This window comes from Hymenobacter sp. YIM 151500-1 (genome assembly GCF_025979885.1).
GTDB lineage: Bacteria > Bacteroidota > Bacteroidia > Cytophagales > Hymenobacteraceae > Hymenobacter.
Map to the genome: position 1 here is coordinate 3853449 of NZ_CP110139.1, position 24925 is coordinate 3878373.

A 24925-nucleotide genomic window follows, 5' to 3' on the forward strand; every position below is an offset into this window, starting at 1 on the left:
GTAGCTGACAGTCCTATTCTTAATTCACAATCCTCATCCTACACCAACATGAAAGCAAGCTTTTTCACTTGCCGCAGCCTGCTCCGCGCCGGCCGGCGCGGCCTGGCCGCCCTACTGCCGCTGTTGTTTCCCGCGCTGCTGGCGGCGCAGGCGGGCCCCCCCGGCACGGGCTGGCGGCTCACCTTCAGCGACGAGTTCAACGGCACGAGCCTGGACCGCAGCAAGTGGACCGACGAATACCCCTGGGGCGGCCGTACCCATAACTACGACGGCTATTGCGCCCCGGAAAACGTGCTGGTGCAGAACGGGCTCTTGCGCCTCAAGGCCGAAGACAAGCCCCAGGGCGGCAAGCGTTACACTACCGGCATGGTGCAGAACTACAAGGCCTTCAGCCAAGCCTACGGCTACTTTGAAGGCCGCTTCAAGGTAGCGCCCGGCCAGGGCATGTCCGGCTTCTGGCCGGCCTTTTGGCTGGCTCCTTCCAGCACCAAGTGGCCGCCCGAAATCGACATTGTGGAGTTTTTCGGCCACTCGGGTGAGCCGGCCGCCAACCTGCACTGGCCCGAGCCCAGCCAGGAAGACAACCACGACAAGCGGGAAATCAAGCTGAACACCGGCATCGACTACTCCCAGGATTTTCACGTGTACGCCGTGGAGTGGGACGCCAGCAAAATTGTGTGGTACATCGACGGCAAGGAAATGGGCCGCTTCACCGAGCACATTCCCGCCGACCCCATGGGCATCCTCATCAACTTTGGCATTGGGGTCGACTGGCTGGGCTACCCAGCCGCCGCAGCCCTGCCCGCCTACTTCGAGTGCGACTGGGTGCGGGTGTACCAGCGCAGCACCGCCGCCCCCGTGGCCGATGGGCGCTACACGCTCGTGCCCGAATGCGCCCCGGCCAGCAGCCTCGACGTGTACGGCTGGGCCACGGCCGACGAAAGCCGGGTGAATATCTGGAACACGGGCGGCAACCAAGCCAACCAGCAGTGGGACCTGGCCCGGCAGAGCGACGGCACCTATCGCCTCTCCTCGGCCATGAACGCGGGCAAGGTGCTGGACGTGAAAAGCTCGGGCACGGCCAACGAAACACCCCTGCAACTCTACGGCTGGAACGGCACCGACGCCCAGCGCTTTTACCTCACGGCCGTCGGCAACGGCTACTTCAAGCTCACGCCCAAATGCGCGCCAGGCAAGGCCGTGGACGTAAACAACGCCGCCGCGGCCGATGGCACGAAGGTGCAGCTCTGGGAAGAAAACGGTACCAAGGCCCAGCGCTGGCGCTTGCAGCGCATCAATACCGGCGCCCGCCCGGCAACTACCGCCGCCAGCCTGCCTACTGCCGTGAAAGCCTACCCCATCCCGGCCCGCGACCAGCTGACGGTGCAGTACGACGTGGCGACGGCTGACCGCGTGCAGCTGGTGCTGCGCAACCCGCTGGGCCAAACGGTGCGCCGCCACACCTACCCTGCCGCCGAGAGCCGCCAGCAGCACACGCTGGACGTGCGCGGCCTGCCCGCTGGCCTCTACTTCCTCGACGTGCACACGGGCCAAGCCAACAACTCCGAGCCTGCCCAGCGCCTGCGCGTGCTGATTCGCCCCTAACCTAGCCTGGCTGCGACCTAAGTTGATTACACACTGCTTCCACGGTTCGGCTTAGATCGGTTTTCAGGTCCGTGCACTCCAACTTTGAACTCGTGCCCAAGTCTTCGCCCGGCTACGCCCCGGATGTGGAAGGCGAAAGCAGCAGCCCCAAAAACGTGTGGCTGTACCAGCAGCTCAAGAACAAAGCCCAGCGCTGGCGCTTCACCCGCCGCTAATAGGTGGCAGCTGGTTGCGACTGGCAATCCTGGCCGCAACCAGCTGCCACCAGTTTCTTTCCTTAGCCCAGCTTCCGACCAGCCACCCATCCGAGAAGCTGTGGCTCTGGGTCCGGCTCGGGTGGTAAGTATATGCTTTACTGCATCTTACCTCGATCCTCCTTTCTTTCCTCAACCCTAACTCCTTTCCGATGAAGAAATGTTTCTGGTTGCTATCCTTCCTGCTGCTGCCCTGGGCGGGGCGGGCCCAAACCCAAATTCCCCTCGGGGCCGGGCTCGACGGCGTAACCGACTGGTCGCAGAGCCGGCCGTTCGTGGACGTGATGAAGTCCCACCGCGGCTTTGGCTCAGCCCAAACGCCCTACGACAACCAGCCGCCCCGCCTCGACGCCAACGGCTGGCCCCTGGGCGACTTCGGTATGGTGGTGATGGCCGACATGAGGGACAACACCCACCTGTACGGCACCTACAAGCTCTCCTTCAAGGGCCAGGCCACGGTCAGCAACGTGTCGAGCAACTTCTCGGTGCAGAACTACCGCTACGACGCGGCCACCAACACCAGCACCGCCGACGTGGTGGTGCCCGCCCAGCCCGACAACCAGATGATGATGGCCTTCCGCAACGTGGGAGCCAGCGGCGTGCAGGACATCCGGCTCATCATGCCCGGCTACACTGCCGCCGAAACGTTTACGCGGCCGCTCAAGGAGCACCTGCAACGCTTTCAGGTGCTGCGCTTCATGGACTGGACCAGCACCAACGGCAACCCCGTGAGCAAATGGAGTGAGCGGACCGTGCCCACCTCGCCTTCTCAGATGAGCAGCAAGGGCGTGGCCTGGGAATACTGCATTCAACTCTGCAACGAGACGCAGAAGGACATGTGGCTGAACGTGCCGCTCAGGGCCGACGACGACTATGTGCGCGAGCTGGCCAAGCTGGTCAAGGCCCGGCTCAACCCCGGCCTTAGGTGCTACGTGGAGTACAGCAACGAAATCTGGAACTACAATTTCTCCCAGTTTCACGAAAACGTGGAGCTGGCCAAAGCCGAAGTGGCCGCCGGCAACTCCAACCTCGACGACGGCGTCCCCACCGACACCTGGAAGTGGGCCCACCGCCGCACCGGCAAGCGCCTGATGCAAATCAGCAACATCTTCCGGGCCGAGTTTGGCGACGCGGCCATGATGACCCGCATCCGGCCCGTGCTGGCCGGGCAGATTGCCAACCCCTGGGAGTTTCCGGGCACGGCCCTCAACTTCGTGCACGAGCACTACGGGCCGCCCAAGAACTTCTTCTACGCCGTGGCCGGGGCGCCTTACTTCGGCATCCCTAACCAGCGCGCGGGCATGTCCAAGGCCGAAATTCTGGCCGCCTTCCGCCAGAACATTGCCGACATGTGGGCACCCAGCAACACCCGCACCGCGGCGCGCAGCTCGGAGTTCGACATCATGACGGCCCAGGCTACGTGGTTTGGCCTGAAGCACTTCTGCTACGAAGGCGGCCCCGACACCTTCGGCCCCGAAAACATCCAGGCCAAGAAAGACGCCAGCCTGGACCCGGCCATGAAGGACGTGGTGCTGGAGTACCTGCGCGGCTGGTACGGCCACGGCGGCCCCGACGGGCTGTTTATGTGGTTTGTGGCCGGCGCCACCAACTACGACAGCCAGTACGGCACCTGGGGCCTGACCAATTCCATGATGAACCTGAACTCTCCCAAGATTGAGGGCATCGACCAGGCCATTGCCCGCCTCCGCCCGCAGTTTACGGCCGGCTTCGCCATTCCCGACTCCATCGACACGCGCCAGCACGTGGGCTACCGCACCGGCTGGAAAACCACCAACCCCAACGCCCTGCCCTACCTGCACGCGGGCGACCAGCACGACTACCTGCTCAACGTGCCCGCCACCGGCACCTACCGCCTGCGCGTGCGCCTGGCCCGGGTGGGCGGCAACCTGCCCTCGTCCTCCATGCGGGTGCTGGTAAACAACACCGTGGTGCAGGACATCGTGACGCCCGGCGACCCGAATAACAACTGGGAAAAGTTTGTGCTCAGCCCGCCCGTCACGCTCCAGCTGCAGCAGGGCCTGAGCGTGCTGCGCCTGCGCTACATAACCGAGTGCAACGCCACCAAGTCGCTACTTTTTGAGCGGGTGGGCACGGCTACTTCCACCACCGGAGCCGCCGATGAAGCCGCGGCCGTACTCTACCCCAACCCGGCCCACAAGGCGGTCAGCATCAGCTTTGCCAGCCACGTGGCCCAGCCCGTGCGCGTGGCCATCCGCGACGTGCAGGGGCGCCTGGTGTGGCAGAAAACCTACGCCGCCCAGGCCGGCAACAACGCCCTCGAAGCCGACATCCGGCCCCTGGCGGCGGCCCTGTACGTGGTGCAGGTGCGCGGCCAGCGCAACGGCCAGCAGGCCACCCTGCGCCTGGCCGTGCAGTAACGGGCGCGGGCCGGGCGCACTAATTAGGTCAAGTTGCGGAGTGTATAAACTTAGCAACTAGAGCTACAGCTAGTTCCCCTCCTCAGATGAGGAGGGGCTAGGGGTAGTTGACAATCAGTAGAACGTCAACTAAAAGCTAGAGCTAGAGCCCCTCTCCTTTTTCGGAGAGGGGTGGGGGTGAGGCAACTAGAGCTAGAACTCAACCCCCTCCTTTCCAGAGAGCAACTAGCTCCAGTCCGCAACTCGGAGTAGCCATACGCTTTGCCTGATGCCGCGGGGCACCGGTTGTTTTCTCACCTTCACCTAACCCATTTCTCTCCGCTATGAAAAAAACCGTTTCTCTGTTCCTCCTGGCAGGATGGACCAGTCTGCTGGCTCTGCCTGCTCAGGCCCAGACCACCTACCACATCGGCAACAGCCTGACCGACACCAAGAACGGTATGCTGGAGCCGCTCAGCCGCAGTGCCGGCCGCGACTTAGTGTTTCTGCGCTTTACCATTCCGGGTGCCCCCACCGACTGGCTCTGGGACCATCCCAACACCGGCTTCGGCGACACCAATTACCCGGTTGTCTTCGTCAACCGCGCGCCCATCGGCCACCTGTTCACCCAGCCCTTCGCCGGCCACGACCGGGCCATCGACAACGAGGCCGACTACAGCGGGCGGTTTTACAACCTGTGCCGCCAGAACAGCCCCGACGTGCAGCACTGGCTGTACCAGCAGTGGCCCGACAAAGCCTTTCAGGACAACTGGTCGCAGGGCAAAGGCTCCGCGGCCGGCCTGGGCCTGACGCCGGCCCGCAACTGGGTGCAGGGCGCCTGCAACCACCTGGCCTACGACGAAGCCGTGCGCCAGCGCATGGACGACCAGACCGGCGGCAAGGAAATCCGCATTGTGCCCGCGGGGCTGGCTCTGGCCAAGCTGGCCATCGAGATTGAAGCTGGCCGCGTGCCCGGCGTCACCGACTTTTTCAACACCCACTTCAGCGACGACCTGCACCTGAGCGACCTGGGCTCCTACATGGTGAACCTGGTGCACTACGCCTGCATCTACCAGGAAAGCCCGGTGGGCAAGGTTACCTACAAGCCCGCCGCCCTCACCGAGGCCCAAGCCACCGTCTACAAGCAGATAGCCTGGGACGTGACGCGCGACTACCCCTGGAGCGGGTTGGGCGGCAATGGCACGCTGTACGCGCAAATCCGGGCCTACACGGGTGGGGGGCCAAGCACGCCGGGCCCGGCCGTGGCCACGGGCGCCGTGGTGCGCGAGGTCTGGACCGGCATTGGGGGCACGGCTGTATCGGCCATTCCCACTGCCACGCCGGCTTCGGGCGGGGAGCTGCTGACCCAGCTGGAAGTAGCCGCCGGTGGGGCTGACAACTACGGCACCCGCATCCGGGGCTACATCGTCTCGCCGGCCGCGGGCTGGTACACCTTCCACATTGCCGGCGACGACAACTGTGAGCTGTGGCTCAGCTCGGGCCCGGAGGAAGCCAATAAGTCGCGCATTGCCCACGTGCCCGGCTGGACCAACCCGCGCGAGTGGGGCAAGTACCCCGAGCAGCAGTCGGCGCAGGTGTACCTGGTGGCCGGGGGGCGGTTCTACTTTGAGATATTGCAGAAGGAAGCCGGCGGCGGCGACCATGTGGCCGTAGGCTGGACCGGCCCCAACAACACGAGCATCACGGTGGTGCCGGGCAGCGTGCTGGCGCCCTACAATCCCTTCGGCACCGGGCGCTACGCCCTGCAAGCCCAGCACAGCAGCAAAGTGCTCGACGTGCTTTCGTTTAGTACCGCCGACGGAGCCGCGGTGGTGCAGCACACCCCAAACGGCGGCACCAACCAGCAGTGGGAGCTGGCCCCGGCCGCTACGGCCGGCTACTACACGCTCACGGCCGCTCACAGCCAAAAGCGCCTCGACGTGGCCAATGCCTCCACCGCCAACGGGGCCACCGTGTGGCAATACACCGCCAACGGCACCGCCGCCCAGGACTGGCTGGTGCTGCCCGTGGGCGGCGGCTACTTCAAGCTGCTGGCCCGCTGCAGCGGCAAAGCCCTCGACGTAAACGGCCGGTCCGTGAACGACGGAGCCAGCATCATCCAGTGGGACTACCACGGCGACGGCAACCAGCGCTGGCGGCTTGTACCGGCCGGCACTTCCGTAGCCCAGGCCACGGCCGCCCGGCCGGGTGCCGGCAGTAAGCCGCTGGGCGCCCTCGACGATGCCATATTCCCCAATCCGGCAACTGCCGACGTGAACCTGCGCTGCCAGGCTCCGAAGGCGGGCCGCCTGCACGTGGTGGTGCGCGACCAGCTGGGCCGCACCGTGTACGAAACGGCCGCGCCAGTAACCGCCGGCGAAAACCTGGTGCACTTCCGCCTGCCCGACGTAGTGCGCAGTGGCGTGCACACGGTAAGCGTGAGCGGCGGGACGGCGGAGCCGCGCACCTACAAGCTACTGATTGCCCGGTAGCAGCCTGTTCAGCTGCTGGCGTCGCGGCCCTGGCAGAGCCCGGCTGAGGGCTTGCCTCCGGCAGATGAATTGTCGTTTTGTGAAGCCGCGTCAGCTACTAGCTGGCGCGGCCTTCCACCTCATGTAGCCAGTTGGTTTCTATGCAATTGCCTAGAAATGAAGCCAGCGACTACCGGCTAGTTCTCCTCTTCAGCTGAGGAAGGGCTAAGGGTAGCTGATGCTGGTAAAACGCCAGCTAGAAGCTAAAAAAACTAGAGCTAGAGCCCCTCTCCTTTTCCGGAGAGGGGTGGGGGTGAGGCGACTACAGCCAGAGCCCGAATAACAATCCTCGTCTACGTCTGAAAGATGGTTGCACATACCACGGATTGTAGTACTTTCCCAGTTCCACACTTTTCTCTTTTCCAGCTTATGAAAACAACCCAACTACTTTCTGGCCTGCTGCTGGCCCTGGCACCCTGGCTGGGTGGGCCAGCCCAGGCCCAGACCACCGGGCCCTGCCCCAACCCGGCCCCCACCGACATGGCCGGGGCCGTGCAGTTCGGCAACGGCACGCCCGGCTCCTGCACCCAGGCCGCTTTGCAAACGTTGATCAACGCCGGCGGCAAAATCCAGTGCAACTGCGGCCCCGACCCGTTCACGCTCACGCTGACTTCCACGCTCACCGTGCCCAACAAGGAGGTTATTCTGGACGGCGCGGGCAAGGTCACCATCAGCGGCAATAATGCCGTGCGCATCTTCCGCAAGGAGCCGGCCGTGAACCAGGCCGGGGGCACCTTGCTGGGCTTGCAGAATATCAAACTCATCAACGGCCGCATCAGCACGCCGGCCGACGGCTCCGACCTCGGCGGCGCGGCCCTGGCCAGCCGGGGCGCGTTTGGCTCGTTGCGTATCATCAACGTGCGCTTTGAAAACAACCAGACCGTTTTCCCCAACAGCGCCATCAACCCCGGCAACAACATTTCGGTGAATGCCGACGCCTGCGGGGCCGTGCACACGATTCTGTACAAGGAAGCCGTGTTTGCCAACTGCACGTTTGTGGGCAACAAAGGCGCCAACGGCGGGGCCGTGGGTACCATCGGCACGGCCCAGCGCTTCATCAACTGCGTGTTTGAGGGCAACGAGGCCACCGGCACGGGCGGCACCTTCGACAAAGGCGGCAGCGGCGGGGCCGTGTACGTGGACGGCATCGACCAGAACGGTGTCAACAACTCCATGAGCCTGTGCGGCACCGTGTTCCGCAACAACAAGTCGGGCCACCAGGGCGGGGCCCTGAACGTGGTGTTCTACGCCGGCAAGGGCAGCACCAACAGCGTGGACCGCTGCGCGTTTGAGAACAACTCCTGCGGCCCGGACATGGGTGGGGCCTTCTACCACATGAACGGCCCGCTTACGCTGACCAACTCCACGTTTGCCAACAACACCACCGGCGGCACCGGCGGGGGCGTGTGGATGACCAACACCACCCTGACGCTCAGCAACGCCACCTTCGCCGGCAACACGGCCGCCAACCTGGGCGGGGGCCTGGCCTACGACGGCTCGGGGCCCGATAAAACGGCTACCATCACCAACTGCACCTTTGCCGGCAACCGCGGGGGCAACTTCGCCAGCGCCCTGATGAACGGCGGCAACACTACGCTGGTCAACAACCTGTTTTACAATAACCTGACCGGTACCCAGTACCAGAGCAACTCCTACGGGGGCGGCACCATCAACAAGGGCTCCGGCCTGACGGTGGGCGCCGGCAACCTGCAATGGCCCGAAACCTACGCCGCCCAGTACGGCCCCCAGCGCGAAGACTGGCTAACCAGCGCCGTGCTCGTGGCCGATGCCCGGCTGCAACCCCTGGCCGAAAACGGGGGCTTCACCAAAACCATGGCCTTGCCCACGGGCAGCCCGGCCATCAACGCCGGCACGGCCTCGGGGGCCCCGGCCACCGACCAGCGCGGCTACGCCCGCGTGGGCAACCCCGACATTGGCGCCTTTGAAGTTTCCACGGTTACGTCTACCTCGCCGCCGCCCCCATCCCCGGCCACCTTCAGCGGGGTGTACACGCTCACGGCCCGCCACAGCGGGCAGCGGCTGAACGTCAGCGGCGCCTCCACCGCTACCGGGGCCGACGTGATTCAGTGGCCGACCTCGACGGGAGCAGCCAACGAGCAGTGGACCGTTACGGCCGTCGGCAACGGCTACTACACGCTCACGGCCGTGCACTCGGGTAAGTGCTTGGATGTAAGCGGCGCCAGCTCGGCCAATGGGGCCCGTGTGCAGCAGTGGGACTGCAACAACACCGGCGCCCAGCGCTGGCAGATTGTGGCTACCACTGATGGCTACTACAAGCTGCTAAACCAAGCCAGCGGCAAGGCCCTCGATGTGAGCGGCGTGAGCCAGGCCAATGGCGCCCTGGTGCACCAGTGGGAGTACGTGGGCGGCCTCAACCAGCAGTGGCGCCTGGACCCGGTAGCCGGCCAGAGCCAGAACCGGGCCCGGCCGGCGGAGCTGCCGGCCGCCGACGTGGTGGTGTATCCCAACCCGGCCTCGGGCACGGCCAAAATCAGCTTCCGCAATCCGGGCACGGCGCCCGGCCGGCTTACCCTGCTCGATGGGGTGGGGCGGCAGGTGCGGGTGTACGCCCTGCCCACTTCCCGGCCGGGCCAGTGGCACGAGCAGCAAGTGCAGCTCGGCGAGCTGCCGGCTGGCCTGTATTCGCTTCGGCTGGAGCTGGGCCAGCACGTAGCCGTGCGTAAGCTACGGGTAGAGTAACCCGAAGTTTCTGCCGGCCCCGCCGCTGTTGCCGACCCGGCAGCCGCCTGAAACCGGCCCACCAAGAAGAAAGCCCGCCGAGCATCGGCGGGCTTTCTTGTTTGATACGACTACAGCCGCCTGGGCCCAGCAAGCTACAGCGACTTGAACACGTTGAGGCGCTTAAATAAATCGGCCTGGTACGTGCGGCCCACCGGCACGGAGGTGCCATCGGAGAGGATAAGCTGTTGGCTTTGCAGCGCCACAATGTGGCGCCGGGCTACCACATGAGACTTATGCACCCGGATAAAGTCGGCCGGCGGCAGGTACTGCTCCACCTGTTTGAGGGCGCTGTAGATAGAAAACCGGCCCGAGTTGGTGTATAAGTTGGTGTAGTTGCCCTGAGCTTGCAGCCACAGCAGCTCCTGATACAGCACCTTTACGCGCTGGCGCCGGTCGCGCACAAACAGGCCGTCGTCGTCGGGCGTGCGGTGCGGCTCCCCGGCCACCACCGCCACGGCTCCCGAATCACCGGTTTCGCTGGCGTAGGCCGACCAGGCCATTTCCAGAGCCACGTACACGTCCCGGTCTTTGAACGGTTTGACCAGGTAGCCGTAGGGCCGGGTCTGGGAAGCCCGGCGCACCGTGGCCGAGTCGGAGAAGGAGGTGATATAAATGAACGGCAGGTGGTAGTCGGCGCGGAGCCGGGTGGCCAGGTCAACGCCGTCCAGCTCGCCCTGCAACTTGATATCAACCAGAACGAGCGTAGGGCGCTGCTCCTCGATAAGCTGTATGGCCGCTGGCACCTCGGCGGCTATATCCAGTACGTTGTGGCCCAGCTGCTCCAGCACTCCGCGTAGATGATCGGCAATGATGAATTCGTCTTCGACAATGAGAATTGTATGGAACACCATAAACAGCCGGGCGGGGACTGTAAGTAAACAGAGACAACAGGACGGCGCGTGTTGCCGGCAAGATGCCGGACCATCTGACTTCGCCGACGAAGGCCCGATCAGACAGGCATCCTGAAAGCGTTGAGAGTCACGCGTTGGCCCAAGTTAGTCAGGGTTTCGGACAGGTGCTGGTCTTTTGATTATAGTAATTTGTATATAGTGAGTAGCCGGAGCGTGAGTTGCTGGTTTGGCCGGTGGCGGCACCGAAGCACGACTGTGGGCCGGCTGGGCGGCGCGGGCGGGGCATTTTCCGCCGGAACAGTCTGATTCCCGATTTATTGTCGTTTACACAGGTTTTTCAGTAGTTCATCCAGATCTGGGCAAGCTCCGGCATTACCCAGGCAGCAGAAGCCGTATCATTGGTTAGTGAAGCTCGACTTGTATTTGCCTGACCAGATGCTAAAAGCCTCGATGTGCTGCCGACGAACTTCCCCGCCACTGGCTACCCGTGGCGGCCCCGTGGAGCCCGCCCAACCGGGGGGCCTGCCACCTGCACCGCTACCGCGGGGTGGCGCCGGCCGGAGCTGAAGCTCCCGGACTTCTGACCAGAAAGCACCAGGCCCAAGGTCCCGAATGCTGTTGCCCATGTTCCCGCCGCCTGCGGGTTACGGCCGGCTGCTGGCTGGGTGTGTGCCCGCTGCGTGCGGCGCTTAGCTTCCTGATTCTCTGCGCATCCGTCCCATTCACCCACACAGCTCCCTATGAAACAAGCACTTGCTTCCCGCTATTCGGCCGCTGCGGCTGCCTTGCTACTCGCGGCTGGCTGTAGCACCCCCGAAACCGAGCCAGTACTGCCCCAAGGCGTCAGCTCCACCCAGGATGCCCAGGCCGGCCTGGCCTGGACCACGGGCACGCTGGCGCCGGGGGCTCTGGTAGCCCCGGCCAACCTGCGCATCCTGCCCGGCGTGAACGACGCCACCGGCAGCGGCGGCCTGGTGGGTGCGCCCTTCTGGAAGAGCAACAACCCCGAAGCCATTACGGGCGAAGGCTGGCTGATGACCAACGGCGGCAACGCGGCCCAGCGCGGCGGCACGGCCACGCCGCTGTCGGGGGCGGTGGCTCTGTACTTCTCCCACCTCAACTTCATGGGCAAGCTCAACAACCAGAACCAGCCCACCACCAACCGCGACCTATACCTGCACCTGATTGCCACCAACCCCGGTTCCGGCACCGTCACCATCACGGGCAAAGGCAAAGCGGTGGCCAACAACTTGTGGCGCTTCCGCCAAACCAGTCCGTCGTTGAAAAGCTCCTGGTATCTATGCTCGGAGGCCTGGACCAACAACGTGCTCGACAACGTGAGCCAAACGGTGCAGCCCCTCAAAGCCGTCGAAATTGCCAAGGTGCGGCTCCCGGCCCAGCCCAGCGGCCAGGACGTGTACACCACCGAAGGCCGCTACGAGCTGAACGTGGCCGGGGGCAGCGCCTACTTCACTACCGTAGCTACCTTCGATGGCAGCCTGAGCCGGGCCGTGGCTTTTGCTTCCGGTAACGCGGCCCAGCAGGCCCCCGGCAACCAGGGCAGCCCCCTGATTACCGTCGACAACTCCGGCACGGCGTACGGGCGTGAGGCGGGCATTGCCACTAACTCGGCCTACTACACCGGCGACGTGAACGTGACGCTGCCCGCCAGCGGCGCCGCCTACATGGGCCTGTGCTTCAACACCAACAACCGCAAGCCCATTGCCGACGGCTCCACCATCTACTACCAGGACCAGAGCGCGCCTTTCACCATGCGCCTGCGGTCCTCGACGCGCACCTGGGGCGGCTACGGGCACAAGTACAACGCCAAGCTGATCCTGCGCAACCCCGCCGCCACGCAGAAAAACGTGCGTATCTCGCTGGGGGCCAATCCCATCAATGCCAACAACGAAGTGGTGTTTGATGGCCCGGTGCAAACGGTGGTAAACGGCGCCGCTTCGCAGGTGCACCAAGTAACGCTGTTCAACAACCAGTATGCCGCCAACTCCCGCGGCCCGCAGCGCCAGGCGCTGCGCACGGTGCCGGTGCCCGGCAATGGCACCGTAACCGTGAACGTGGTGTGCTACGTGCCGGGCCTGGGCTTCGGGGCCGGCTTGCAGCTGGACCTGGAGTCGGGTATCTGATGCAACCAGCCCAGCGCCGGATGGCAGCCACCGGCAAGCCATCCGGCGCCGCAAGGGTCTGCGGATAACATGCAGGAAAGGCCGCTGCTACCTGTCTGTCCGCAGCACTGCTCTGTTCTGTGTTGCTTATCCGGTAGGATATAAGCCAGAGAGGCTGCTTAGGAAGTCAAAAATCAACACAACGGTCCTGCTGAGCTGGCCGAAGCATCTCTCCCGCTTCGATGCAGCATTATTGATTAGCCAGCGGTAGAGGTGCTTCGGCCAGCTCAGCAGGACGGTCTTTCGATTCGATTTCCTAAACAACATCAGAAAATATGGAAGAGTGTATGGATAGGTTAACGCAATAAATTATGAGGTTTATACTATTTATTCTGTCGTTGATGCTAATGCTGATGATTAAGTAATGATGGGTTTTTAGTTTGGAAGGCTATAGCTGAGCCGCTTGGGCGGTAGCAAGTACGAGTGGCCGAACAGCGGCGGCTGAACGGCTGCCCGGCGCGGGTCCACGAAATAGTAGCACGCAAGCAGACGAAAACCGGCTGCTCTTTTTTGGTTGTCATCTTTTTCTCGTCTTTCGGTATGCCCCGGCAAGTAAGTGTAGCAGTACAGTGCGGCGAGCAGCCGCTGGCGCCCGCCCAGGACGTGCAGCGCGTGTCGCTGACGCAAAGCCTCTTCGACCATCACCGCTTCGAGGTGGTGGTGCCCTTCGACCGGGTGGAAAGCGCGGGGGCGGCCTTTGTTAGCGACGCCCCCGCCCGCCTGCTCGGCCAGGCGCTGACGCTGCAGCTGCTGGCCGATGCGCACTTCTTCAACCAGGGCCAGCAGCTGCAGTTCAAGGGCCTGGTCACGCACCTGAGCGCGGGGCAGGACAACGACTACGTGGGCAGTGTGCGCGTCAGCGGCTACAGCCCCTGCCAGCTGCTGGCTAGCGGCTACCAGAAGCGCACCTTCCGCGGCCAGACCCTGGCCGCCATCTTCACCACGGTGCTGGCGCCCTTTCCCACCAACGTGCTGACGCGCACGCTGGCCCCGCTCTACCAGCAGCCCATTCCCTACGTGGTGCAGTACCAGGAAACCAACTACGCCTTCCTGCGCCGCCTGGCCGCCGAGTACGGCGAGTGGCTGTACTACGACGGCCAGCACCTGCGCCTGGGCCCGCCGCCGGCGGAGGAAGGCCTGGAGTTCTGGGCCGACGGCCACTACAACACCTTCCGCGTCGAGCTGGGCCTGCGCCCCACCGGGCAGCAGCTCTACGCCTACGACTACACCCGCCACGAGCAGCTGACGAGTACCACCCAGCCCCAGCACGTGCCGGAGCTGGCCAAACAGCCCCTGCTGCACACGGCCCTCGGGCAGTCGGCCCAGCTCTACCAGGCCGGGCACCACCCCCCGCCGCACCCGGTGCAGAGTGCCCGCCAGCTCGACCAGCAGGCCGCCCTGCGCCAGGCGGCCACGGCCGCCGGCCTGGTCACGGCCCAGGGCACGAGCGACAACCCGGCCTTGCAGGTGGGGCGGGTGCTCATCATCCGGGGCAAGGGCCTGGGCAGCCGCCACCAGCTGCCGGAAAGCTTCGGCGCCTACCGCATCCTCACCCTGACCCACACGGTGGACCAGTACGGCAACTACGGCAACACCTTCACGGCCGTGCCGGTGCAGGCCGCCGTGCCGCCCGCCCCGCTGGCCCCGCGCGGGGCGGCGGCCCCGGAGCTGGCCGAAGTTATCGACGACCAGGACCCGGCCCGGCTGGGCCGGCTGAAGGTGCGCTACTACTGGCCCGTGCAGCACCGGCGCGACGCCGAAACCGACTGGATTCGGGTGCTGACGCCCTACAGCGGCGACGGGAAAGGGCAGCTGTTCAACCCGGAAATCGGCTCGCAGGTGCTGGTGGCCTACCAGGACCAGGTGGCCGAGCAGCCGGTGGTGCTGGGCAACCTGTTCCATGCCGCCAATGCGCAGGGCGCCGCCTACTCGCGCCGCAACAACCACGTGAAGGGCCTGCAAACCAAAGCCGGCAACAAAATCACGATGAACGACGCGCTGGGGGCCATGACGATGCTGCTGTCGAACTCGAACAAGAAAAGCACGGCCCTGCAGCTGGGCTTTGATGGGGACGGCAACGTGACCATCAAAACGCTGGGGCCGGTGCACGTGTCGGGCAGCACCATCACGCTGGACGCGGGCATGCTGGGCGAGATTCACATGCACGCGCGGCGCATCAGCCTGCAGGCCGAGCAGGAAATCGTGGCCCACTCCGTGGCTAAGGACATTACGCTCATTGCCAAGGAGCGCCTGGCCTACCAGGGCAAGCTCATCACGGGCAAGGCCGAGGAAAACATGCACCTCGACGGCGGCCAGCAGCTCACCTCCTCCTCCGACGACTCCCGCTACCTGTAGCAGCGCCGCAGCCGCCCGGCCCCCAAACGCCTCTCGCAATCAGCTTACCAGCCAGCAGACTACCGGCTGCGGTGCGGCCGCCCGCATCAGGAGCACACGCCATCCACCAGTCTTACCACCATGCCGACCAAAGAAGAGCAGCAACAGGTGTTGGAAGGTATCCTGGCTGAAAAAGCCCGGAAAAGAGCCCAGGAGGCGGAAGCCGCCCGAAAGCGGGCCGGGCAGCAGCAAGAGCTGGCCAACAAGCTCAAGCCGGCACCCGCGCCGGCGCCCCCGGCTCCCGTGGCAGCCCCCACAACCAAGCCTCCGGTGCAGCCAGCACCCTCCCGCCTACCTTCAACCCCAGCGCCTCCGCCACCTCCACCGCCGGCCAAACAGCCGGCCGCCCCGCCAGCTTCACCGCCAGCCGGTGCGTCACCTGCCCCGAAGCCAGTTACTCCACCGCCACCGGCGGAACCTCCGGCCCAGCAGCCCGGCCCGGCAGGCAGCACGCCCCCACCGGCCATGCAGCAGTACGAATACGTGGTGGATGGGGCCACGCTCAAGTGCAACAAAGGCTCGGCGCCCGGCATGCTGCGGGTGGTAGCCAAGCGGCCCGAGGTAGGCGGCCGGCCCGGCGCCAACACCACCGACAACGCGCCGCTGGTCAACATCCCGTCGTTTGGGGGCTGCAAGCTGCAAAAAAACAAACCCTGCGTGCCCGCGCCGCAGGGATGGGAGGGATACTTCCGCAACACCAAGGTGGGCGAGGCGCCCGCGCTGCTCCTCGAAACGTGCACCAACCAGTGCGCAGTTGGGGGTACCATCAAGATTACGCGCTCCGGCCAAACCGGCCCCACGGCTCCGCTGGACCTGATAGCCGCGCCACCCGTTACGCCCGCCACCTGGACCTGCGGCCCCATGCCGGAGGGTGCCCTGGCCCCGGCCAAGCTGGTGGCCATGCCTAACATCAAGGCTGGCGGGCCGCCCGTGGTCAATTCCAACAACGGCGAGAGTATTTCCAAGCATGGGGTCTTGTTCTCGCACGATGGGCCTAACCCGCGCGACGCCACCATGGGCGACATGCCGCTGAAGGAGGCGTTTCTGGTAGCCAGCCACCAAAACAAAACCGGCGGGGCGGGCACTATCTGGATTATAGCCCGCAACCCGAGCAAAACCGAGGCCGTGACCGTGGACGTGGCCGGCTCCGGCATGAGCGGGGCCGACAAGAGCGTGTATCCTGGGGTGCCGCGGGTGAACAACAAGCCGGTCAAGCACATTACCCCCACGCCCGACCGCGCCAAGCTGGTAACCGAGCAGCAACGTGAGTACACGGCCTATACCGGCCGGTCGGTGTACTACAACGTAGCGCTGGACATGCTCAACGACGCCGCCCCCGACAAATTCAACGGGGTGATTCCGCCCGGCGGCACGGCGGTGCTCTACAAGGAGCGCGTAAACCCGAGCGGGGGCATGGAAACCAGCCTGAACATGAAAACCAGCGGGGGCCAGGGCGTGTACACCTACGTGGTGTCTACGGCCGGCGACAACCCGGCCGAGGCCCTGGCTATGATCAAGGCCCGGCGCATGGCCGACGGCAACGAGGAGCCCCAATTGTCGAAAAAGGAAGGCGCCGCCAAGAACGCCCTGGGCAAAACGGCCGGCGTGTACGGCGCTTCCAAGCTCGTCGGCGACACGCCCGTGCCTCTGCCCGAGTGCGACGCCCACCTGGCTTTTTCGCTGAACGACTCGGGCTACGGCCGCAAGGCCGACAGCCCGCGCGTGCACAGCTTGCCGGGCCTGCGCGACGCCAAGGGCGAGTCGCTGGTCTTCGACGACTCGGCCCAACGCACCCACGCCAACTACGGGCTAGAATTTGACCTGGCCCTGGTGCTGCGCAACGACCAGGCCACGCCCCGCAAGGTGCGCGTCTGGCTTAGCCACAACTCGGCGTACGCGGCGCCCGGCGCGGCCATTACCAAAGACCGGCAGCTGTACTTCAACGGGCCCATGTCGTTCAATGGGCAGCCTCCTGCCACAGTGCTCATCACCTGGTACAAAACCTCCCAGGAGCTTACGGCAGCCCCCATCGTGGTGAATCCCGGCCAGGAAGTGCGCGTGCCGCTGCGCTTCTTTTTCCCCGGCATGAGCTCGGGCGGCTTGCAGCTGAAGCTGGAAAGCAAAAAGTGAAAACCAGTCTTTGCACAACCAAGCAGCCACCCGGCAAATGGTGCCAGCTCACTCCTCCGGTGCCAACTCAGCAAGAGAAGCACGCTACCTATGAACACCGAAAACCTCACCCATATAGTAAGTGGCCTGCACGCCATGACGGGCGGCCAGCCCCGTGCCCTGGAGCAGCTGGTAACTCAGTACGCTACCGGGGCATTGCAGCAGGCAGTACCAGCCGACGTAGCCCAGGTTGCCGCGGTGCTGCCCGTGAGCGGGGCGGGCGGTGAGCTGGCCGTGGCTCCGCAAAAACTGGAGGCGGCCTTTCAGCACGTGCTGGGCACACTGAACCCGGAGGCGCTGCAAACCCTACAGCGCATCACGCAGGTGCTGCCAGGCGGCTTAACGGGGCTGGTGGCCGACCCCACTGCTTTGCTGAACCAGCAGTGGTTTGGTCAGGTGGGCCAGCATCTGCTCCGCGAAGCCGTGGGGCCCGAGCTGCACCAGTTTATGCAAACGGGTCAGGAGGTGCTGCTGGCTTCGGCGGGGCCGCAGCTGCCCCTGGCCGGGGCTCTGCCAACCGGGTGGAACCCCAACGCCCCGTCGACAGCTCTGCAAAAGCCTGATTTGGCCGCCTCGCAGCAGCAAGAGCAGCTGGTGGCCGCTGCGTCCAAGCAAAACAAACCGAAAAAGCCGAAGCAGAAAGCCAAGCCGGCGGGTGCCAAGCCGCCCGTCCGCACGGGCTGGCTCAATGCCAAAAAGGAACGCTATGAGCAGCGACTGGAGCTGATTAAAAAGGCCAAGGCCAAACAGGCCACGCTGAAGAGCCCGAAACTCATCCGGGCCATTGACCGACTCGAGTTTAACAACAAGGCGGTAGAGCGTCTCCGCCTCAGCGGCGACGCCTACAACTACAAGTTTGTCACGCCCGCCGACTACCAGAAGAACCGGGCCAAGTACACCGAGGCAGGCTGGCGGCAAATCGAAACCAAGTACAAAGGGCCGGTTGTGGCCGAGTCGATAACCCTGCGTAGGGGCAACCCGCCGGAAGGATGGACGCCCGAGCTTTTACACTACGACAAGAAAAGCGGCATCAATGCCGTGCTGTACAAAAGCAGCTTCGAGCCGGGTGGCCGGCCGGTGCTGGCTTTCGGGGGCACCGAGGTTACGGACATGGGCCAGTTTCAACTTGGTGGGGCCAAGGTGCCGTCTGTTTCTCTCCCGCCTGTGCCAGGTATCGGCCGGATTCGCGTCGGCGGGTTTAAGCTGCCGTCCGTCACGTTCCCCTCTATTCCCGCCGATATTTCCGTCGACATCAAGCAAGGCATAGGCATTCCTACCCGGCAGTACGACCATGCCGTGGCACTGGCACGTCAGGTAAAAAATCAATACCCCGGCGTCGAGTTTACGGGCCACTCGCTCGGCGGTGGCCTGGCCGGATCCACGGCGCTCATCACCCAAACCCGGGCCTTCACCTTCAACGCGGCTGGGGTACACCGTAACACGCTCAAGCGCTTTGGCCTGACGGACGCTGCATTTACCGAGCGTGGCCACCTGGTGCACGCACTGCACTCCAGCGGCGACCCGCTCAGCTGGATTCAGGACTCCCCGCCCGTCTTTGGGCAGCCGGGTGTCTCGTTCCACGGCAACATCCCGCAAGCCGTAGGCATCCGGCACCAGGTGGGCACCGGCGGCCACGATCTAGGACCGATGGAACAGGCTATTGAGCAGCAAAAAGCAGCTGATATTGCTCTCATGCACCAGTACGTGGCCGGCAAGAAACGGTAAGCAGCGGTTGGCGCTGGCTAACGAGTCGGTTAGCACCGGGTAGAGACCCTGCAACAGCCACCGTAGACCGCTTTTACGCGCCCCGACCTTTTTATTGGCACTTCCCCGCTGTATGGAGACCTTGCAACCTGAGCTTTACTTCAGTGGCCGCGAGCTGGCCGCCGCCCAGGCTATTATAGCCGGCGATACGGCCGAGCTGGAACGCCTGCTGGCGTACACCGGCCTCGACCCCGACGGCCACGGGGCGGGCGGCCTGACGCTGCTGCTCTTTGCCTTTGGCATTCAACGTAACGAGTGCCTACAAACGCTGCTGCGCTGGCGCGCGAATCCTAATCGGGAAACCCTGACCGATGAAGGCGAGCTGGTGCAGCCAGTGGCACTGGCGGCCGGCCTCCCCAACCTGGTGCCGCTGCGCCTGCTGCTGGCCGCCGGTGGCGACCCTAACAGCCTGGACCGGGGCGAGCCAGCGTTATTTAATGCCATCCACGCCCGCAACTGGTCGGCCCTGCGCCTGCTCGTGGAAGCAGGCGCCGACCTGAACCGCACGGCTCCCGACGGCACCACTCCCATGCTGCTGCTCGCCTACCTCAACCAATATGAGCAAGTGGACTATCTGCTAGGCAAAGGCGCCGATTTTGAACGGCCCGACAGCTCCGGCGGTACAGTAGCCTTTGCAGTCCAAACCGCCGATCTGGAGCCGGAAAGCGAAGAGTATAAATGGCTCAGGCAGGTGAAGCGGCTGCTGGAGCTTCGCGGTGTATCCTTTCCGGTGCCCGACCCCAGTGTGGCATGGGCCCAGCAACGAGCCGCCGAAGAAAAGCTCCGGCAGCAGTGGAACCGCACGCCCGAAGGAAGGTACTGGGAAGATGCCGTCAACCGAGCCGCTGTTGCCCAAGGCCCCACCGACGATGGCGTAGCACTGCTGCACTTACAGCAAGCCGCTGAAAAAGCGTACGAGCAGTGGGCGGCGTCGGCAAAAGTGTAATTGTGCCCATCAGGCTGCCGGTACTGCGCCCCCCGAAGACCAACGGTGATACCTTGATTCCTTAGGAATTAGAAGCGTGCTGCTATCCTGGCTCACTTAATGCGCTTAGTAGTTTAGTCGTGGAGCAGCAACCTCGTTGTCGTGAGCAGCCAAGGGGCATTCGTATGCCAGCTTATCTGGCCTAAAAACAACGAAGCCCGCCGGGTATCGGCGGGCTTCTTCGGTAGTGGCGCTCCCTCCTGGGCTCGAACCAGGGACCCTCTGATTAACAGTCAGATGCTCTAACCGACTGAGCTAAGGAAGCGGTTGGCAATAGCATTGTGGCTGATTGCGGGTGCAATGTTAGGTAAAGTTTTGGAAGCTGCAAACCCGCACCGCAAAATATTTTCTTCGGATCAGCTAGTTCGTGATTGTTAGCAGGTTGCCCGACAAGGAAGTGTTGTACTGGCGCAGGGGACGGGTGGCGGGCCCAGCTTGCACTTGGCCCTGCAGCGAGAACTGCGACTGGCAGCACGGGTCGTATAACCGCAGGAAAGGATCAATCTTGATCCGGGCGCAGGTGTCGAGGGGCTGGTAGGGGCAGTTCCGCTCGAAGGCCAGGAAGGAGGAGGCATTTTGGCGCACTACAATAATGCCGCGCACGCCTCCCTTCACGTAAATAGCTCCATTATCGAAGCGCAACGCACTGTTCTGCTGATTAGTGAGGTTGACGATTTCGTTGACGGCGGCCAGCGGAATTTGCGGGTTAGGGTCAGGGCTCGACGAAGAGCAAGCTGCCAGCACAGCACAGGCCGCAATGAAAACCAGGCGGGCGGAATCTGGAAGAGACAAGGGGAAGCACATGGGTAGCGTAGCAAATCAGGCGGTAGTTTCCGGCAAACGCAGCCGGGCCCCGAATGGTGTACTGCCAGCGGCAGATAACGGCCATTATGCCGGATACTCGTAGAAGCCGCGGCCCGACTTGCGGCCGTGGTAGCCGGCGTCTACCTTCTGCTGCTGCACGCGGCTGGGCCGAAACTTAGGGTCGAAGTGGAAAGCCTCGTACATGGCCGCCGTAACCGAGTAGTTGGTGTCAACCCCAATCAGGTCCATGAGGCGAAAGGGACCCATGCGGAAGCCGGCCGACTCCAGCAGCTCGTCCACTACCTCCAGCGGGGCTACTCGTTCCTCTACCAGCTTCAGACCTTCCACGTAGTAATGCCGCGCCACGCGGTTTACGATGAAGCCCGGCGCATCGGCGGCGCGCACGGGCTTCTTGCCCAGCCGCTCGGCCAGCTGGTACACGGCCTCGGCGACGGCCGGGGCGGTGGCGGCGCCGCTGATAACTTCTACCAGCTGCATGAGCGGAGCGGGGTTGAAAAAGTGCAGGCCCACCACCCGCTCGGGGTGCGGAATGGGAGCCGCCAAGCGGGTAATCGGGAGGGAAGACGTGTTGGAGGCCAGAATGGCGGTGGGCGGATTCAGGGCCGCTACCTCCTGAAACAGCTGATGCTTAACGGCCAGCTTCTCCACCACGGCTTCGATGATGAGGTCGGCGCGCACCTCGGTTAGCTCGGTGGTGAGGTGCAGGCGGGCCAGGGCGGCGTCGCGGGCTTCCTCGGTCAGCTTGCCCTTTTCTACCAGCTTGCCCAGGCCTGCCGCAATGGCCGCCTGGGCCTTGGGCAGCAAATCGGCGTTGATGTCGAACAGTAAAGTAGGCAGGCCGTGCTGCACACACACCTGCGCAATGCCCAAGCCCATAGTGCCCGCCCCAACAATGGCAACGCTGCCAATAACAAACGGCGAAGTAGCAGAATCAGGTGAGGCGGCAGCCATAGACAACAGGGTAGAGTCAGCAAGTAAGTGAGCGGCAGTGGGCCGAAGACGCAGAATCAGGCGCTTTCAAACTGCCGCAGAAAACGCAGGTCGTTTTCGGTGAACAGGCGCAGGTCTCTAATTTGGTATTTGAGCATAGTAATTCGCTCGATGCCCATGCCCCAGGCGTAGCCGGAGTACCGCTCCGGGTCGATGCCGCAATTCTGGAGCACGTTCGGGTCGACCATGCCGCAGCCCCCGATTTCAACCCAGCCCGAGCCCTTGCAGATATTGCAGCCCTTGCCTTTGCAAATCAGGCAGGTAATGTCGATTTCGGCGCTGGGCTCCGTGAAGGGGAAGAAAGAGGGCCGGAAGCGAATCTGGATGTCCTGGCCGAACATTTCCTGCACGAAGTAATACACGGTCTGCTTCAGGTCGGCAAAGCTCACATTCTCATCAATATAGATGCCTTCTACCTGATGAAACATCATGTGAGCCCGCGCCGAGATGGCCTCGTTGCGGTACACCCGCCCCGGCATGATGCTACGAATGGGCAGGGGCTGGGTTTCCATCACCCGCACCTGCACCGTGCTGGTGTGGGTACGTAAGAGGTGGTTAGGGACTTGGGGACTTAGCAGCTTAGGGTCTTGGGTATCGGTGGTGTTACCGGCCGATACGCTTTCATCCAAGGCCCTCGGCCCCTCAGGCTCTCCGTTCTTACCCGCCACGAAAAATGTGTCCTGCATGTCGCGGGCGGGGTGGTTGTCGGGGAAGTTGAGGGCGGTGAAGTTGTGCCAGTCGTCCTCGATTTCGGGGCCCTCGGCCACGTTGAAGCCGATGCGGGAGAAGATGCGCACCATTTCTTCGCGCACCAGGCTCAGCGGGTGGCGCGTGCCCAGCGCGTTCAGCACCGGGGGCAAGGTGTAGTCGAAGGTGGGGTCGGCGGGGGCGTTGGCGGCGGCCTGTTCCAGCTCCTGGCGGCGGGCCTCAAACCTGGCTACGGCCTGCTGCTTGAGCTGGTTCAGCTCCTGGCCCACGGCCCGGCGGTCTTCCTGGGGCACGGTTTTGAGCTGGTCGAACAAATCAGCCAGCTGGCCCTTGCGGCCCGTGTAGGCCAGGCGGAACTGCTCGAGCTGCTCCGGCGAAGAAAGGTCGTAGGCTTCGATTTCGGCCCGCAGCCGGGCAATAGTCTCCTGCATCATAGCGCAAAGGTAGCGGGTAGGAAGATTGGGTGGACGAGCCCCAGCCGTGGCCTGTCGGTGGCCCGCAAAAGTTTGGTACGGTTGTAGCCTAAGCCACCTCAGAAGCGGCAAAACAGGCTACACGTGGGGCGCCACCCGTTGGCCGGCCAGCTTCGGGCCCGGAGTACCGGGCAGTGCATCCACCTTTCCGAAGCCACTAGTCCCATGAAACGTTTTCTCTTTTCCGCCGCTGCCCTGCTAGCCCTGTACAGCGCCCCGGCTCACGCCCAAATCTCCCCGGCCGCTTCCGGCAAAACGCCGGCCCGCACCACCACGGCCGCCTCCGACCGTTCTGACCTCGACGACTGGAACTCCACTACGCCGGCCCCGGCTGCCGATGGCTGGAGCACGGCCGCCGATGCTACTTCGCCCGCCTCGGCTGCCGACCCCATGATGCAGTCGTCGGGGGTGCTGGTGGCGCCGGGCATGAGCTCCTCGCCTTACCGCGCCACGAGCACCGACTACCACGGCCGCCCCGTGGCCAAAGCTAAGTCCAAGCGCCCCCGCTCGGTCCGCCACAAGTCCGACGACCCCATGATGGCTTCGTCCGGGGTGATGATAGCGCCGGGCATGAACACGGCCCCCTACCGCGGCACCAGCACCGACTACCACGGCCGGCCGGTGCGCCGCCTCTCGGGCGCTACTTCCGTTACGGCCAATACCTCGGCGGGCTCCGCGTGGTAAGCGGGCAGGTAGCTGTTTTCTGGTTGAAACCGTATGAGGGTGAGTCTATTACGGCTCACCTTCTTTTTTGAACAACCCATGAAACTCCGGTATATTTTTCTGCTGCTACTGTGGCTGCTGCCCACCCTGGCGCTGTGGGCCCAGCAACGGCGCCCAACGCCTCGCACTAAAGCCGCCTACCACCGCACCAGCAACTCCCGCGCTAGGGCCCGCGCCGGGGCCTACGCCCGCCACGACCGGTCGGGCCGCCGCGACGAGGAAAACCTGAAGCTGGCGCCCGGCCTGCGCCTAAACATGCCCAGCCCGCCCACCACCGACTACATGGGCCGGCCCCTGAAGAAAAAGAGCCCTCGGCCGGCTACCGGCGCCAGCACCATTTCGTCAGGAACAGAAACCAAGCAGAAAACCACTCCTAAGCCTCCAAGGCGGTAGACCTCCGGGCCGAACGAGTTGGCTCAGGCTTGATAGGTGCCAAGCCGGGCACATTGAATAATCCAGCCGGAGGAACTTCTGGCTGAAGCTGACGTTAGCCACAAAAAAACACCGGGAATTTTCCGGCCTGCCTGGGGTAGCGTACCTTTACTGTCTCACTGCTTACATAGCTTCGTTTTCATGACTCGTCTTTTCTTTCCGCTGCTACTGAGTGGAGCGTTGATGGCTAGCTCGGCGTACGCGCAGGGCAGCAAAAAATCATCCGACGGCTGGGGTTCGTCGGATGGGTGGGGGGCACCAGCACCGGCCAAGAAAGCCGCTCCGGCCAAGAAAACCACCGCTACTCCCAAAGCCGCCGCTAAGGCAACTCCCGCTGCTGCCCCGGCCGTGGAGGAAGCTGCACCCGCAGCGGCTCCGGCGGCCGCTAGCGCACCGGCTTCGGCAGGTGGCGAGTGGGGAGGTGGTGCCGCTACGGGTGGTGCCAGCGCCGCCCCTGCTGCTGAGATGCAGCCCATTGGGGCCAGCTTGGCGCCCGGCTTCACGGCCGCACCCTCCCGCCGCGTTACCACCGACTACCGGGGCCGGCCGCTAGCTCCCTATGTACGCCGCTCGGTGCGGGCCGCTGCTCCGGTAGCTCCGCCTCCTGCCCCCGTTGTGCTGCCGCCCGCTCCCGAGCCCGTAGCCGCCCAGCCCGAGCCGGCTTCCGCGCCAGCACCCGCCGCTAAGACAACCGCTAAAGCTGCTGGCAGCACTGCTCCCACCAAAGCAGGTGGCGCCACCGCTGCTCCGGCCGCCAAAAAAGCGGCCCCCGCGGCTAAAAAAGCAGCTCCCAAAAAGAAAGCCGATGATGGCTGGGGCTCTTCGGGCGGCAGCGGCTGGTAAGCTGCACAATTAGCTTTAGCAGCAGAAGCACGCTCTTCTTGCTGCACACTACCC

General features: G+C 64.1%; 17 protein-coding genes and 1 tRNA gene. 13 read left to right on the forward strand and 5 right to left on the reverse strand.

Annotation, left to right across the window (positions count from 1 at the left end):
- The first annotated feature begins 48 nt into the window (after positions 1 to 48).
- The 5 genes from OIS53_RS16070 (at position 49) to OIS53_RS16090 (ending at position 9489) form a co-directional block, all read left to right on the forward strand.
- Entirely contained in the window at positions 49 to 1605 is a 1557-nt protein-coding gene (locus OIS53_RS16070; protein WP_264679591.1) for an RICIN domain-containing protein, read from the forward strand.
- Between the two features lie 92 nt (positions 1606 to 1697).
- Positions 1698 to 1820, forward strand: a complete 123-nt coding sequence (locus OIS53_RS16075) for a hypothetical protein (RefSeq protein WP_264679592.1) — start codon at positions 1698 to 1700, stop codon at positions 1818 to 1820.
- A 191-nt stretch (positions 1821 to 2011) separates the two neighbouring features.
- On the forward strand, positions 2012 to 4258 hold the full coding sequence (locus OIS53_RS16080) for a T9SS type A sorting domain-containing protein (protein WP_264679593.1): 2247 nt from the start codon (positions 2012 to 2014) through the stop codon (positions 4256 to 4258).
- 323 nt (positions 4259 to 4581) lie between these two features.
- Positions 4582 to 6729, forward strand: a complete 2148-nt coding sequence (locus OIS53_RS16085; RefSeq protein WP_264679594.1) for an RICIN domain-containing protein — start codon at positions 4582 to 4584, stop codon at positions 6727 to 6729.
- A gap of 408 nt (positions 6730 to 7137) precedes the next feature.
- On the forward strand, positions 7138 to 9489 hold the full coding sequence (locus tag OIS53_RS16090) for an RICIN domain-containing protein (protein ID WP_264679595.1): 2352 nt from the start codon (positions 7138 to 7140) through the stop codon (positions 9487 to 9489).
- Between the two features lie 134 nt (positions 9490 to 9623).
- Here the strand turns inward: OIS53_RS16090 and OIS53_RS16095 are convergent, their stop codons facing one another.
- Positions 9624 to 10382 (reverse strand): response regulator, encoded by a 759-nt coding sequence (locus OIS53_RS16095; protein ID WP_264679596.1) that lies wholly within the window; start codon positions 10380 to 10382, stop codon positions 9624 to 9626.
- Positions 10383 to 11122: 740 nt separating this feature from the next.
- Between OIS53_RS16095 and OIS53_RS16100 the strand changes: the two genes are divergently transcribed.
- The 5 genes from OIS53_RS16100 to OIS53_RS16120 all read left to right on the forward strand — a co-directional run bounded on the left by OIS53_RS16100 (position 11123) and on the right by OIS53_RS16120 (position 19838).
- Positions 11123 to 12526, forward strand: a complete 1404-nt coding sequence (locus OIS53_RS16100) for a DUF3370 domain-containing protein (RefSeq protein ID WP_264679597.1) — start codon at positions 11123 to 11125, stop codon at positions 12524 to 12526.
- Between the two features lie 579 nt (positions 12527 to 13105).
- On the forward strand, positions 13106 to 14920 hold the full coding sequence (locus tag OIS53_RS16105) for a type VI secretion system Vgr family protein (RefSeq protein WP_264679598.1): 1815 nt from the start codon (positions 13106 to 13108) through the stop codon (positions 14918 to 14920).
- A 120-nt stretch (positions 14921 to 15040) separates the two neighbouring features.
- Positions 15041 to 17089: a DUF4280 domain-containing protein gene (locus OIS53_RS16110; RefSeq protein WP_264679599.1), complete on the forward strand. Its 2049-nt coding sequence runs from the start codon at positions 15041 to 15043 to the stop codon at positions 17087 to 17089.
- A gap of 90 nt (positions 17090 to 17179) precedes the next feature.
- A complete protein-coding gene (locus tag OIS53_RS16115) occupies positions 17180 to 18853 on the forward strand; it encodes a hypothetical protein (protein ID WP_264679600.1) in 1674 nt (557 codons plus the stop codon).
- Positions 18854 to 18965: 112 nt separating this feature from the next.
- A complete protein-coding gene (locus OIS53_RS16120; RefSeq protein WP_264679601.1) occupies positions 18966 to 19838 on the forward strand; it encodes an ankyrin repeat domain-containing protein in 873 nt (290 codons plus the stop codon).
- Between the two features lie 227 nt (positions 19839 to 20065).
- Here OIS53_RS16120 and OIS53_RS16125 read toward each other — a convergent pair.
- The 4 genes from OIS53_RS16125 to pheS all read right to left on the reverse strand — a co-directional run bounded on the left by OIS53_RS16125 (position 20066) and on the right by pheS (position 22831).
- Positions 20066 to 20142, reverse strand: a tRNA-Asn gene (locus tag OIS53_RS16125).
- A 95-nt stretch (positions 20143 to 20237) separates the two neighbouring features.
- Positions 20238 to 20669, reverse strand: a complete 432-nt coding sequence (locus OIS53_RS16130; RefSeq protein ID WP_264679602.1) for a Rieske (2Fe-2S) protein — start codon at positions 20667 to 20669, stop codon at positions 20238 to 20240.
- Positions 20670 to 20765: 96 nt separating this feature from the next.
- Positions 20766 to 21653 (reverse strand): 3-hydroxyacyl-CoA dehydrogenase NAD-binding domain-containing protein, encoded by an 888-nt coding sequence (locus OIS53_RS16135; RefSeq protein WP_264679603.1) that lies wholly within the window; start codon positions 21651 to 21653, stop codon positions 20766 to 20768.
- A 56-nt stretch (positions 21654 to 21709) separates the two neighbouring features.
- On the reverse strand, positions 21710 to 22831 hold the full coding sequence (gene pheS / locus OIS53_RS16140) for a phenylalanine--tRNA ligase subunit alpha (protein WP_264682382.1): 1122 nt from the start codon (positions 22829 to 22831) through the stop codon (positions 21710 to 21712).
- A 207-nt stretch (positions 22832 to 23038) separates the two neighbouring features.
- Here pheS and OIS53_RS16145 point away from each other — a divergent pair, with 207 nt between their 5' ends.
- From OIS53_RS16145 to OIS53_RS16155, 3 genes are all read left to right on the forward strand, one after another.
- On the forward strand, positions 23039 to 23557 hold the full coding sequence (locus OIS53_RS16145; protein WP_264679604.1) for a hypothetical protein: 519 nt from the start codon (positions 23039 to 23041) through the stop codon (positions 23555 to 23557).
- Positions 23558 to 23635: 78 nt separating this feature from the next.
- On the forward strand, positions 23636 to 23989 hold the full coding sequence (locus tag OIS53_RS16150) for a hypothetical protein (RefSeq protein WP_264679605.1): 354 nt from the start codon (positions 23636 to 23638) through the stop codon (positions 23987 to 23989).
- Positions 23990 to 24169: 180 nt separating this feature from the next.
- Positions 24170 to 24871: a hypothetical protein gene (locus OIS53_RS16155; RefSeq protein ID WP_264679606.1), complete on the forward strand. Its 702-nt coding sequence runs from the start codon at positions 24170 to 24172 to the stop codon at positions 24869 to 24871.
- The last annotated feature ends 54 nt before the right edge of the window (positions 24872 to 24925 follow it).